Below are 13887 nucleotides of genomic sequence, written 5' to 3' on the forward strand. Positions count from 1 at the left end.
TTAGTGGTTCAGGAGATGAAATTCGTGCATCGTTTCTTTCAAATCGAAATAAACTTTCTTAAAGATGGTAAAATTCTTTAAATAAAAAGCAGTAAGTGAAAGGTCTGGTTTAATGATTTCAAAATCGCTTGCCATCACTTCAGGATAAACCTGGATCAGGTTAAGCGTTTTCATGGCAAGGAAAGCTGCACCAATGGCGGAAGCGTCTTCTGTTTGAACAATGACCAGCTCTTTACCGGTTATATTGGCCAACAATTGTACCCATACTTCTGATTTCACAAATCCACCGCTGATGTAAATCTGCTTAATGGGTGCTGCATTGACTTGCACCGCTTCCAATACATCTTTCATGGCATAACATACCCCTTCTAAAACAGCCCTCGAGAAATGTGTTTTTTGATGTGCGAGTTTGACACCGAAGAACGTTCCACAGCTTTCACTATCCCAAATAGGTGCTCTTTCGCCGGTGAGATAGGGCAAAAACAACAAACCGTTGCTTCCGGCAGGTATTTCTTGAATTTGTTTAAAATAAGAATCAAAATCATCATCATCCAGCTCTTGATCTTCATGGTTCTTTAACCACCATTGTAAGGTAATACCGCCATTGTTTATCGGTCCTCCACAGATATAAGTATCCTTATCCAGGATATAACTGAAAGTCATAGCTTCTGTATTTGGCAGGGGTTTATTGCTAGCGATTCTAATGGCCCCACTGGTTCCAATGGTCATTACTGCCTGTCCAGGATGGTAGGCCATGCAGCCTAAGTTTGCCAAGCAACCATCACTTGCTCCAATGATAAAGGGAATATCTTCGTTTAAAAAAGACATGTTAAGGGCTGGCGTTTTGCTGCAATAATTGGTGGGTACGGGAAGGGACAATTTGGAGGATGCTATTCCAGCCAAAGTGAGTGCTGGCAAATGCCAGGTGAGCGCTTCAATATCGAACATGCCGGTACAGGAAGCGATGGAATAATCGATGACAAACTCTTTAAAAAGCTTGAACCAAATATATTCCTTAATAGAGATGAATTTGTGGGTTGTCTTGAAAAGTTCCTGATCATTTTCTTTAAGCCAGATCAGTTTGCATAAGGGCGACATGGCATGGATGGGTGTTCCGGTAGCTTGGTAAATGGCTAAACCTGTAGAGGAGTTTTTTAGTTTCTTAGCGACCGCAGCACTCCGGCTGTCGGCCCAGGTGATCATTGGCGACAATGCATTACCTGACTCATCAACAGCAATCACACTATGCATAGCTGCACTTAAACTTATGGCTTTAGGTTGGTAGCCGATTTTTTGAACGATGGCCTGGAGACTTTTTTGAAAAGACAGCCATATTTCTTCAGCATCCTGCTCGTGGTAATCGGGTTGTTGTGATTGATAGGAATAATGTTGTTGATCAACTTCAAACGAATTACCGGATAAATCTACGGCTACTGCTTTAACACTTCCTGTACCAATATCGACACCAACAATGTATTCCATATTATTCATTTATGGAACAAGATAACATTTTTGCTGTAAACAGCACCACCCGAACACTTGGTCCAGGTGGTGACTCATACAGCCAATATCAGTTACAATAACCTTAACCGATAATTTGGTCTTTCCGCTTTTCTCATGACGGCAGACTTCCTTCTTAATTCTATGGTCGATACACGAATTTCATCTTTCTCAGATGAATCGGCTAAAAAACGAACTGGTTGCTTTACTGATTTAGATTTTTTTTCTTCTGTGATCATAAGTTAAGGCGTTTATGTAATTGCATAAACAGTTTATTTAATTTTATGTTTTGCAATAATTTAAATTGTGCCAGCAAAAATAGGCATCATCGTCCATACACTACTACACAGTTTTTTAGCAATTTCTGTATACCCATCGCTTGAAGTTGTGAAACTGTTTTTAAGCGCCATTTCCAATTATTTTTAGTTGCTGCAGGTGTATTCATCCTTGCCGATGAACCTTTACCTAATACATCTTGCATAGGAATTATAGCAATATTTGCTACCGAAGCGTAAGCAAGCCTGATTAGGGCTAAATGAATGTTCTTTTTGTCAACCTTGTAGCCTAAGTAATCTTGCAAACGTTTCCGATCTTTTTTTTGCATTTCCTTATCATACCAACCTACACATGTGTCATTATCATGCGTACCCGTATATACAACTGCATGCGGATTTAAATATTGAGACGGCAAATGAACCGATGTAGCGCTCTCCTCAGCAAAAGCGAATTGTAAGACTTTCATGCCCGGTAATTTGAACTGGTCACGTAACTGATAAACAGCTGCATCAATTTCACCAAGGTCTTCAGCTATAAATGGCATCTGTCTAAATTTACTTTGCAGTACCTCGAAAAAGGCTTTACCTGGGCCGGGCTTCCATTCTCCATTTTTAGCTGTATCGCTATCTGCCTGCACTTCCCAATAAGCCGAAAATGCACGAAAATGATCAAGCCGGAGTAAGTCATACCATTGCATATTTTTTTGCAGCCGGGTCATCCACCAGTCGAAGTTATTTTCTTTCATCACCTCCCAACGATAGACAGGCATTCCCCATAATTGGCCTTCATCGTTAAAATAATCTGGGGGCACACCAGCAACACCATTGCACTCCCCTGTTTCTTTAAGGCTAAATAAACTGCGATTGGCCCATACATCCGCTGAATCCCATGCGGCGTAAAAAGGTAAATCTCCAATAAATTTAATATTACAGCTGCCTGCATAACGCCTAAGTTCATCCCATTGCTGCTGAAATATGAATTGTTGCCACTTGATTTCCTGTAATATGGCATGCTGGCTATGTCTCAATTCACTCAGTGCCTGTTCGTTTCGATTACGTAAACCTTCTGGCCATTGAAACCAGGGTTTATCATGTTGTAATTCTTTAATGGCAGTGAATAAAGCAAAATCATCCAGCCAGTATTTTTCATTTTTGCAAAATTCCTGAAAAGCGACATAATAGGGAGCATTTTCGCCTAATGCCATAAAATTCTGATAGGCATGACGAATTACATTTAATTTGTTCTTTTGGGCCTTTTTATACTTTATATTTTTTTTTAATGGCATTGTGTATTTTTCCAAATCCTCAGGTTGTAGCAAACCTGCTGTTGCTAATGATTCAGGACTAATCAAATTAATGTTTCCAGCCATAACGGAGGTTGCACTATAAGGAGAGTACGATTGAGAGGCCGACACCGGATTTAACGGAAGTAATTGCCAGAATTTTTGACCACTAGCATGTAGAAAATCCATAAAAGCGCGTGCCTCGGGGCCGAAATCACCTATCCCAAAAGCGGATGGCAAGGAAAAAACAGGCATCAGAATTCCTGCAGACCGATTACTGGCTACCGCTTTAAAATGCAACACCGCAAGTGGCACATCCGTAAAAACTTTACTAATAAACAGTTGATTACCAGTTGATGATTTTTCATTGCGCAGTATATCTCTAAAATCATCTGGGGTTTCCTCTGGTAAAATCACATGGGTATCGCCCCATTCTTTAATACCCGTATGATTTACTGGTGAGATGAAAACCACCGTATCACGTTGATATCGCCTGGCAAATGCAATTAGGTGTTTACTATATTTTCCAGCCACAGCAAGCGGAAGATACGATCCCTCTGAGAACAATTGTGGCAGCTGTTTACGCAAGTGCATTAAACGTTGAATAAAGGCCAATTTAATAAGTCCATTGGTACTTTGCTCCCACAGCTCCTTTAAATCAGGATTTTCCTTTTTTAAACGTGCTAAATATTTTTCCCGTAGTTTATAATCTACTGCGCGCCGATTATCTGGGTCTACTAAATTTAAGTTCCAGAAACCATCACCCTGATAAGTATCAGGTAGTCCAGGACAACCAAATTTCAAAAGCAGCGCAGATAAAGAATTTAATTTCCCGAAATGGGAAACCTGCTGTAGGAAGTTCTGAAACCTTAGCCAAAAAGCTCTATTTTGATCCAATAGACCAATAATAAATTCTTTAGTTATGGTTTCATAATTCATATCAGGATTGTCCCAGCTGGAGTTTCGCTTAGATTCCCTTAGTGCTTTCTCCATATACTGTTGTATGCGATCGGGGTATTCCTGTCTTTGAGACGCTGTTTCCGGATATGTGGCCAGCAGCGTCTGATAAATAAAGTATTCATCATTAGTATCCGGATGATCAGCCTGTTTTAAATCTAGATTTAGTTCCTGCCAGATCTTAACTTCTTCCAGCCATTCTTTTCTTAAATCAGTTAACACCTGTAACCTCGCCCGAGCATCCTCCCCTCTTTTGGTATCGTGTGTGCTAGAGGTGTTCATGGTTAATGGCCACTTTGCCTGTCGTTCGATCATGGCATCATGGAAATCGGCCACCGAAATACCAAATACATCCGGAGAATCACCAACTTCATTACTCCCAATAAATCTGTTGTAGGTATACATCAAGGTGTCCTCCACACCTTTTGCCATTAAAGGACCTGTAAACTGCATTAATCGCTGATAAAACTTTAACACACGTTCCCCATAGGCCTTATCAGCATGGCTATTTTCAAATAACACCGCCGTCAACAAAGCTACGGATCCTTCATATTCAGGTTTATTTTTCAAGGTTAAAAAAATAGCCTTCAGTGCTTCTTGTTCTTCAACAGGTAACGGGTATTGATTACCATAAAAGCGGTAAACCGGACAACGCACAAGAATTTCAGCAATTGATTTTTTGAAAACTTCAGATTCACATAGAGCAGTCTGATGGGATTTAACCAGGTTCAAGCTTAAAAAAAGCTGAAAGAGATTTTCTAATTCCCCGTTCATAAATTTAAAGAGAAAATCCGTTTTTTTCCGCCTAATTTGGGTCTGCACAGGGCTTGGATATTCTTCTACTTGCTTATAAAACTGATCAAATCGCTTTTCTGCTTTTTCATTAATAAATACCTGATTAACTAAGCCCAGGAAATCATATCCGGTGGTACCTTGTATAGGCCATGACGTGGGAAGAGATTCACCAGGTTCTAGGATTTTTTCTACCACCAGAAAGGCTTCGGGCCCACACAGTTCTCTAAGGTTAGTCAGGTACCCCGCAGGGTCATATAAACCATCCACATGGTCAATTCTTAAACCTTGAAAAACCCCCTCTTCCAACAGGTCTTTGGTTAAACGATGATAAGCATCAAAGGTTTCCTGGTGCTGCATATTCAAACAGATCAGGCTGTTTACCGTAAAAAACCGGCGAAAATTAATGCGCTCATTGCTCTCCTGAAAAGAGCAGAGCCGATAATACTGTGAATTCGCAATGTCTAACAAAGGCTTTTGCAAATCTGTTTCTGGATTTAAAGGCCATATCGTATCGAAATATTTCAGTACCTGCTCTCCCTTGAATTCGGACAGTGTGAGTTCTCCATTTTCAATTACTTCCTCCAGTGTAGCTCCAATGAAAGGCGCCATGACGGGCTCGACAGCTAAATCCTCTGAATTGATATCAAAAAAATTGCGGTATACAGACTGTTCCCCAAATTTCAAAAGATCCATCAGCCAGGGGTTTTCCTGGTGATAACCCATATGGTTGGGAACGATATCTTGTATCCAATACATTTTTAAAGTTTTTAAGCGTGCAGAAATACGACGCAATTCCTCTATTGTTCCGATCTCAGGATTAATGCGATTGGGGTCGATGCCGTCGTATCCATGATTGCTTCCTGGTACTGCTGCAAATATTGGAGATGCATAAATGGTTTTTACACCTAAAGTATGTAGATAGGGTATGATGTCTTCAAAGTCTTTAAAGTTAAAGTCTTTGTTAAATTGTATGCGGTAGGTAGAGATTGGATTAATCATGTGAAGTTGAATAAGCGACAAATGAAGCTGATTGTAAAGTAATTCCCTGAGTTTGTTTCCAAATTTCGGGTGATGCTTGCGGCCCATGCCATTGTGGGGAAGCAGAATCCACCATTAAATAGAGATCAGTCGTCTTGCCGGTGGGATAAGAAACCTGCTGTGGTTGTTCAGAAAAATTCATCAAACAAATAACCTGGCCTGTATCATTTTGCAGTCCGCGGGTTAAAACAAGTACCTGCTGGGAGCCTAATACCTGTGCCTTTACAGCACTTCGGTCATTTGCTGCCAATACAGAATTGCTTTTACGGAGCGAGATCAGTTTCTTGTAAAACTGATATAAAACCTGATGATTAGGATCAGTGAGTAAATCCCAGTTCAGCCTTGAAGCATTGAAGGTATCTTCAGCCTGAGGATCTATAGCCTCACCTGCGGCATGCATGGCGGCAAACTCTTGTTTTCGTCCTTCCCGCACCATTTCAATGAGCCCTTTATCCGTGTGGCTAACGAAATAATAAAAGGGATTAGTCTCTCCCCATTCCTCTCCCATAAACAACATAGGGATGTATGGCGAAAACAGAACTGCTGCAGCCAAGAGCTTTTGCATTTCATAGCTATACAATGTAGACGAGCGTTCCCCTAATAGGCGGTTCCCTATCTGATCATGGTTTTGAGAAAATACAATAAATTGTTGTGCTGGATGTGTTGAAGCATCTTTCCCAAATTTTCGCCGACGTTCCAGTGAATAATTACCCGTGTAAACGTAGGCATCCCGGTAAGATTTTGCAAGATCAGGCAGTCCGTTAAAATCCAGGTAATAGCCCTTCCTCGCTTCGCCGGCACTTACCCTCAGGGCGTGATGAAACTCGTCTACCCATTGGGCATCCATCCCCATTCCCTGTTGAGCTACCGAGGTAATATACCTTGGGTCGTTTAAATCTGATTCTGCAATGAGGTAATGCCTGCGCCCGGTGAGTTCCATCAGGCGATCTGTTTGCTGCCTAATTTCCTGAAGCACATGTACGGCACTAAAATCTTTAATCGCATGTACTGCATCAAGTCGTAAGGCATCGATATGGAAATCCCTAAACCACATGAGTACATTTTCGATTACAAATTCCCTTACCCCGTCGCAATCCTGATCATCAAAATTTACAGCCTTTCCCCATGGCGTGTGGTATTTATCGGTGAAATAAGGTCCGTATTCCGATAGGTAATTACCTTCTGGTCCGAGGTGATTATAAACCACATCCAAAATAACAGCTAAGCCCCTTTTATGGCAAGCATCCACTAATTGTTGCAGACCTTTGGGGCCACCATAGCTATGCTGAACAGCATAAGGAAATACGCCATCATATCCCCAGTTTCTGTTTCCAGGAAACGAGCCTAATGGCATCAGTTCTATAGCGGTTATCCCCAAATCTACTAAATGATCCAAATGTCTTTCTATTCCAGAAAAATCACTTTCCGTGGAAAAGGTACCGACATGTAATTCATAAATCAGGTAATCATTTAATGGCGGATTCAACCAGGAAGAATCAGTCCAATCATAGTGTAAATTTATGGCCATGGAGGCACCATGAACACCGTCTGGCTGCGCCAAAGATGTCGGATCAGGGAGTTGTTTATCGTCGTCAAGCAAAAACCAATACCGTTCACCAGCGCTGATTCCATTAGTAATCAGGGAAAAATAGCCATAGCAGTCCTTTTGAAGGAGAATTGGTTCCCGACCTTCTACTTGCAGGGCAACCTTTTCTGCTAATGGGGCCCAAACTTTAACAACAGCGTCTTGATTTAAGTTAAAGTTTAAGCCTATGTTTCTTTCATTTACTTGCATTTATATTGTTTTCGTCATTAAAACCATTAAAGACCGGCCCTCAACGGCTACGGTTTGCTCATATTTAAAATTCAGCACTTCTGCTTTTAAACATGGATCTGCAGTATCCAACACTTTAGTCCAGGTTCTTCCAAATCGAATTTCCGGAAGTTTAAATTGAATGACACCATGATGCGCATTAAGCATCAAATAAAAACTGTTGTCAATGATCTTTCTTCCCAGGTTATCACGACCTTTTATACCATGGCCATTTAAAAATATACCAAGGGATTTAGCGAAATCTTCCTGCCAATTATGATCCTGCATTTCTGTCCCATCGGGAAGCATCCAGGCAATATCCTGAGCTCCAGACTCCTTTACGGGCTCTCCCTGAAACCAGGTTCTACGGCGAAAAACGGGGTGATCTTTCCTGAGTTTAATCAACCTGCGCGTAAAGTCGAGCATCTCATTATCCACAGCTGCCCAGTTAATCCAGGAAAGGTCATTATCCTGACAGTATGCATTGTTATTGCCGCGTTGTGTGCGGCCTAATTCATCGCCCGCCAATAACATCGGCACCCCTTGGGAGAGGAATAAAGTGGTCAGAAAATTACGCTTTTGCCTGGCCCGTAACGCTAGTATTTCCAAATCATCAGTATCACCTTCCACGCCATAATTCCAGGAGCGGTTATGATCCTCTCCATCGCGGTTGTCTTCGCCATTGGCATAATTATGTTTTTCATTGTAACTGACCAGATCCTGGAGGGTAAAGCCATCATGGGCGGTGATAAAATTGATACTAGCGGTAGGGCGTCGATTATCATCACGATACAAATCAGGGCTGCCCGTAATCCTTAAAGCAAACTCCGCAAGCATACTGTCTTCACCGCGCCAGAAATCGCGAATGCAATCCCGGTATTTACCGTTCCATTCAGTCCATCCTGGAGGAAAATTTCCTACCTGATAACCACCTTCACCAACGTCCCAGGGCTCTGCGATTAATTTAACCTGCGATAATACAGGATCCTGATGAATGATACTAAAAAAAGAACTCAGCCTATTCACTTCATTTAATCCGCGGGCCAGGGCTGATGCCAGGTCAAAACGGAATCCATCAACATGCATTTCCTGCACCCAATAGCGCAGGCTATCCATCATCAAACGCAACACGCTAGGGAAATATGCATTTAAGGTGTTCCCAGTGCCCGTATAATCCATGTAATAGCGCTTATCTTTTGTTAAGCGATAATATTCTACGTTATCAATTCCTTTAAATGACAAGGTTGGACCAAGGTGATTGCCTTCAGCCGTATGGTTATAGACCACATCTAAAATCACCTCGATGCCTGCTTTGTGCATGGCCTTTACCATGTCTTTAAATTCTTTCACCTGCCCCCCCAATACCCCATTGGAAGAGTATTTAGTATCGGGCGCAAAAAAACCAATAGTATTGTAACCCCAGTAATTGCTCAATCCCTTTTCGATCAGGGAGCGGTCATTAATAAATTGATGAACGGGCATTAATTCCACAGCAGTAATACCTAGATTTTTAAGGTAATCAATCATTACTGGATGACCCAGCGCTGCATAACTTCCCCTTATAGATTCGGGGATGTCTGGATGCGTCATACTTATTCCACGTACATGAGCTTCGTATATAATACTGGATAGATAGCTGGTTTCCGGAGCCTGCACACCCTCCCAATCATAGCTTTGATCTATAACCACACTCTTAGGTACAAATGGCGCACTATCAGTTTCATCGTAAGTAAGGTCATCCTCACCCATACGGTAACCAAAAAGTGAATCATGCCATTCTACTGCGCCAGATATGGCTTTCGCATAAGGATCAATAAGCAGCTTATTTGGGTTGTAACGTAAGCCATGCTCTGGATTAAATGGTCCATACACACGATAGCCATAACATTGACCAGGTTTTAGGTCTGGCAAATAAGCGTGCCAAACGTAACTGGTACGTTCAATAAGGTTTATTCTAACTTCCTCTGTAATACAGTCCTGATTAAACAGACACAACTCTACAGCTATAGCCTGCCCCGCAAATAACGCAAAATTGACACCTTTTCCATCCCAGTGAGCACCAAGAGGATAAGGGCTCCCCGGGTGTACCTCTATTTTGTCCATTAATCTAAAGTATTTGAGAAAATAACCCCAGACGGCCGGAAATGTTTAAAAAATCTAGGTATGTACTTAATTCAAATACTGCTTATCTAAAAAAAGATAGCGTTGATGTGTTAAATTTGTTTCCTTCTCTTGTTTTGTCGGTACACCAAGGTTCATCAGCATCATTTGACCAGCAATACCAACAGCATCCCAGGTGGGTAAATCCTTACCATTGGGATTACCTGTTTTAATGAAATTCGCAAAATAATTCAACATCACCGACGATACCTTTTTATCTTCTGGAGTCCATGCATATTCTGGATTGCTATGGAGATTACCCATGGCATATTCAATTTCAAAAGCATGTGGCGCACCTTTAAAGGGTGCAGGCTGTTCGGTTCCAACGGGTTGTTTTTTCTCAAAGCCAGGCTTGAATGGAGGTTGTTCTTTAGAGAAAAGATAACGATAAACAGGTTGTTTACTTGTTTTGCGGTGAAGGTCGAGCCATTTCCAGGTACTGTAATTAATGAATCTGTCACTAGCTAATGCTGTAGCCGATTCAACAACCTCCGCTACATTGTTTCCGGGGTAAAGTTTTAAAACCTGTTGCCACTGTTCTGGATACTCCTGTGTCACCCTCTTCTTATAGTTTTCGGGGTTAGGATTTTCCGCCCACAGGAAAGCTCCGTACGGGACTTCTGCAGAATTCCATCCTGCCAGTAAAGGAACCTGTGCTTGCTCGCCTGCCGCAAAAATTGCAGCAGGAGTTTTAGGAAAAAAATAACCATCTACATTAGCGGAAGTTTTAAAAGCACCAGCTTCTGAAGACAAACGAAGTAAATCATTCGCAGGGATTTCTCTTAAAGCCGACAAGGAGTTTGCCTTTACTTTGGCGGCAAATCTTTCTCCGTTTTGTTCTGCTTGCTGTTGACTTAGGGGTGCAAGCGTTGGATGTATCATTGCTCCGCTTTCACCTATAGCTGCAGCAATTAAGTTTTTAGACAATGGCGATGCCATTTGTGCCGACACAGAGATGGACCCGGCGGACTCTCCCGCGATGGTTACTCTGGAAGGATCACCACCAAATGCCGCAATATTTTCCTGTACCCATTTTAGCGCCGCATGCTGATCTAATAAGCCATAATTCCCTGATCCACCATGTTTACTAGCCTTAGTTAGATCGGGGTGCGCGAAAAAGCCGAACACACCCAATCTATAATTTACCGTTAAAGTAACTATGCCTTTCCTGGCCATATTTTCGCCATCATACCTGCCCTCAGAGCCATCGCCAGCAACGTAACCTCCACCATAGAAATAAACTAAAACTGGCAACAGCTTTTCTGAAGAATTAGCTGGACTCCAGACATTCAAATAAAGACAATCTTCACTCATGTCACTGGAACGAAAACGCATATCCCCAAATGGTTTCCCTTGCATAGGGTTGTGACCAAATTCGTGTGCTTGTCTGACCCCCGACCAATTTTCAGCAGGCTGTGGCTCCTCCCAGCGTAAGCTTCCCAGGGGTGCTTTTGCAAAGGGAATCCCTTTATAACTTCTAACACCTGATTTTTCAACTTTACCTTCCAGTATACCATTCTTGACTTTAACTTGTGGCAACTGACCCTTGACCAAGGAACTTATACTAAGCAAAATAGTGATCGTGAAGAATGTTAAAATTTGTCTGCTTTTCATTACTATATATATATATGGCTTCCTTACTAATATATTACAATTTTTTATAGTTTTACGTTAACCAAAAACTTTGCACATGATTACACAACAGAAAAAAATCGTAAATATTATCGCTTCCGGCTCACTGCTACTTTCATCACTATTTATTATCGGATGTTCCGCTTTAAATAAAGGAGATAAGAAAAACGAATGGATTTCGCTGTTTAATGGCAAAGATATTAAGGACTGGACGGTTAAGATCAACCATCATGACGTAGGCGAAAATTTTGGAAATACATTTCGCGTGGAAGATGGCATGATCAAGGTACGTTACGATCAATATGGTACTTTTAATGAACAATATGGACACCTGTATTTTAATCAGCCTTTTTCGAAATTCCACCTGAAGTTTCAGTACCGCATCACTGGCGAATGGCAAAAGGATGCACCAGGTTATACCATCAGAAACTCTGGAGTGATGTACCATTCCCAGGATCCGAGAACCATGCTTCGTGACCAGGACTGGCCAATATCTGTCGAATTTCAACTGCTTGCCGGATTGGATGACGGAAAACCACGGGCAACAGGAAATATGTGTTCACCAGGAACAGATGTAGTATATGAAGGCCAAATTGATAAAAGACATTGTATCGATTCAAACTCCAAAACATATAAAATTGAAGAATGGGTAAATGCTGAACTTATTGTGCTGGGCGATTCGCTCGTTACACATATTATTAATGGCGATACTGTGTTAAAGTACAGTAAACCTCAAATTGGCGGCGGTACCGTAACTAATTATGATAAGGCCATAAAGATTGACAAAACCCCTTTAAAAAGCGGCATGATCGCTTTACAAAGTGAAGGACAACCTGTTGATTTCAGGAAAATAGAATTGTTAAACCTGGAAAACAAGTAAAAGAATACTTATCGTTACAACCGAAAATTTAGGTTAACCTGCACAACGGGCAGAAATTGATAGGGTGAAACATTTTCTCTGAGTTCTTGCTCATCACTTTCTGTATCCGTTAAGTATTTGGTTCCTGTTACTTCAACAGTTGGTTCGCCCATATAATAAGTGCCGATGGCAAAGCCTACATTAACCCGTTTTTTAGGTCTCGGATTTTCAAAACCTAAGCCAACGTATGGCGCAAATTTGTTCCACTGGATACTGCCATAAAGTTCACCAACTTCATTAGCCGGAATTTCTACATCATTAAATTCAAATGTTCCATCGTAAATAACCACAGCGTCGCCCCTACTCTTCCAAAAATAAGCTACACCAGTGCTTAATAAGATTTTACTGCTAAATGAGTCTGATTTGATAAATGGATGCCAGTCTACCAGAAAATGGGCATTAGCGACATCTACTTCTACTGCTGCATCTGCGGGACGCGATTGCACCGTGTAGGACGTATTAAACGCCAAAGGAAGCATGCTGGCACCAGCACGCAGGTTAAATCCCGGCTGTGGAACATATTTAACTTCTAACCCAGGGCCCTGAGTTGAAAGATGAGCAGAAAGGTACACGTTTTGTTGTGCTTTTACAGACGATAACCCTAAAATTGTACAGCAAAAAATTGCACAGATTACATTTTTCATGAGACTGAATTTAAGTACGCAAATATAATTAGTTATCAATGGTGTTATTTTTTTCAGCCAAGGCTGCATCCGCTCCAATAAGAGCGCCTGTAACGCCTACAAGCGCAATACTAGTCATTGTCACTCCAAAACCATTTGTTTTGGAATTAACAATAAGGTTGGCAGGTTGCAATTGGAAGGCAGCTAATTTTGCCGGATGAGTTGAGCTTTTAACTATATTCGAAACCCAGAAATTTTGCTCATAAGAAAAAGGTTTAGGTGTGCTATTTGTGATCGTATAAAGCGTAATGTAACACCTAAATTGAATCGGTGAGGTTGCGGCATCATAATGGGCCTGTTTAACATATGCGACACCGATTCTGTCGCTATAGTTCAAAGGTTTTTTCTCAAAACCATCGTCCACTAATTTAAAGGTATTTATGTTGTTTAACGCATAAATCGTTCGTGTAGCTTGTGACTTCGGAGGTAAAAACATAGCATTTTTAGAGAGGTTAACCGAACCTGAAAAACTACCATCGCTATTGATACTTCCTAGAGATTGGTGTGTTGGGGTTGAGGTATTGGTTTTACCGTTAAAGGTGAGTTTATTGTCTACAAAACTATATGCTTTATTATCTAATACTATTGCAGATTGCTCCCAGTTCACGTATACGGGTTCATTTAGCTTATTAAATACTTCTACCGTGAGCGGACTGTTTTCTCCAGTAAATGCATAAGTAATCTTTACAGAATCATTTTCAATGAAAAAAGCACCTGAGGTTTCTTCTTTTGAGGCATTGTTGTTAGATACGGTGCTGATCATATACGACTTACAGGAAGACATAGCGATAGCGATTAAGACAATTAAAGTTAACTTTTTCATAGCGGTTTG

The 13887-nt window shown here is 41.2% G+C and carries 9 protein-coding genes; 1 reads left to right on the forward strand and 8 read right to left on the reverse strand.

Annotated elements, in window-relative coordinates:
- From IWX76_RS13415 to IWX76_RS13440, 6 genes are all read right to left on the reverse strand, one after another.
- On the reverse strand, window positions 1-1482 hold the full coding sequence (locus IWX76_RS13415; protein WP_196860467.1) for a gluconokinase: 1482 nt from the start codon (window positions 1480-1482) through the stop codon (window positions 1-3).
- 92 nt (window positions 1483-1574) lie between these two features.
- Entirely contained in the window at window positions 1575-1739 is a 165-nt protein-coding gene (locus IWX76_RS13420) for a hypothetical protein (protein WP_196860469.1), read from the reverse strand.
- Window positions 1740-1825: 86 nt separating this feature from the next.
- Window positions 1826-5809 (reverse strand): malto-oligosyltrehalose synthase, encoded by a 3984-nt coding sequence (treY, locus tag IWX76_RS13425; RefSeq protein WP_196860471.1) that lies wholly within the window; start codon window positions 5807-5809, stop codon window positions 1826-1828.
- Window positions 5802-7643: a malto-oligosyltrehalose trehalohydrolase gene (gene treZ, locus IWX76_RS13430; protein ID WP_196860473.1), complete on the reverse strand. Its 1842-nt coding sequence runs from the start codon at window positions 7641-7643 to the stop codon at window positions 5802-5804. The genes treY and treZ overlap by 8 nt, the downstream gene beginning before the upstream one ends.
- Window positions 7644-9764, reverse strand: coding sequence for a glycogen debranching protein GlgX (gene glgX / locus IWX76_RS13435; RefSeq protein WP_196860475.1), 2121 nt, complete (start codon window positions 9762-9764; stop codon window positions 7644-7646).
- A gap of 66 nt (window positions 9765-9830) precedes the next feature.
- Window positions 9831-11435: a carboxylesterase/lipase family protein gene (locus tag IWX76_RS13440; RefSeq protein WP_196860477.1), complete on the reverse strand. Its 1605-nt coding sequence runs from the start codon at window positions 11433-11435 to the stop codon at window positions 9831-9833.
- A gap of 76 nt (window positions 11436-11511) precedes the next feature.
- On the opposite strand from IWX76_RS13440, the gene IWX76_RS13445 reads away from it, so the two are divergent.
- Window positions 11512-12333 (forward strand): 3-keto-disaccharide hydrolase, encoded by an 822-nt coding sequence (locus IWX76_RS13445; RefSeq protein WP_196860479.1) that lies wholly within the window; start codon window positions 11512-11514, stop codon window positions 12331-12333.
- 14 nt (window positions 12334-12347) lie between these two features.
- Here the strand turns inward: IWX76_RS13445 and IWX76_RS13450 are convergent, their stop codons facing one another.
- Window positions 12348-13016 (reverse strand): hypothetical protein, encoded by a 669-nt coding sequence (locus IWX76_RS13450; RefSeq protein ID WP_196860480.1) that lies wholly within the window; start codon window positions 13014-13016, stop codon window positions 12348-12350.
- A 28-nt stretch (window positions 13017-13044) separates the two neighbouring features.
- Window positions 13045-13878 carry a hypothetical protein gene (locus tag IWX76_RS13455; protein ID WP_196860481.1) on the reverse strand — a complete coding sequence of 278 codons (834 nt, stop codon included), beginning with the start codon at window positions 13876-13878 and terminating at the stop codon, window positions 13045-13047.
- Between the last annotated feature and the right edge of the window lie 9 nt (window positions 13879-13887).

The organism is Pedobacter sp. CAN_A7, assembly GCF_015752175.1.
Classification (GTDB): domain Bacteria; phylum Bacteroidota; class Bacteroidia; order Sphingobacteriales; family Sphingobacteriaceae; genus Pedobacter.

Bases quoted from the DNA above. Each gene is read 5' to 3' on its own strand.
- IWX76_RS13415 (WP_196860467.1), bottom strand. From the start codon at position 1,482: ATGGAATACATTGTTGGTGTCGATATTGGTACAGGAAGTGTTAAAGCA.
- IWX76_RS13420 (WP_196860469.1), bottom strand. From the start codon at position 1,739: ATGATCACAGAAGAAAAAAAATCTAAATCAGTAAAGCAACCAGTTCGT.
- treY (WP_196860471.1), bottom strand. From the start codon at position 5,809: ATGATTAATCCAATCTCTACCTACCGCATACAATTTAACAAAGACTTT.
- treZ (WP_196860473.1), bottom strand. From the start codon at position 7,643: ATGCAAGTAAATGAAAGAAACATAGGCTTAAACTTTAACTTAAATCAA.
- glgX (WP_196860475.1), bottom strand. From the start codon at position 9,764: ATGGACAAAATAGAGGTACACCCGGGGAGCCCTTATCCTCTTGGTGCT.
- IWX76_RS13440 (WP_196860477.1), bottom strand. From the start codon at position 11,435: ATGAAAAGCAGACAAATTTTAACATTCTTCACGATCACTATTTTGCTT.
- IWX76_RS13445 (WP_196860479.1), top strand. From the start codon at position 11,512: ATGATTACACAACAGAAAAAAATCGTAAATATTATCGCTTCCGGCTCA.
- IWX76_RS13450 (WP_196860480.1), bottom strand. From the start codon at position 13,016: ATGAAAAATGTAATCTGTGCAATTTTTTGCTGTACAATTTTAGGGTTA.
- IWX76_RS13455 (WP_196860481.1), bottom strand. From the start codon at position 13,878: ATGAAAAAGTTAACTTTAATTGTCTTAATCGCTATCGCTATGTCTTCC.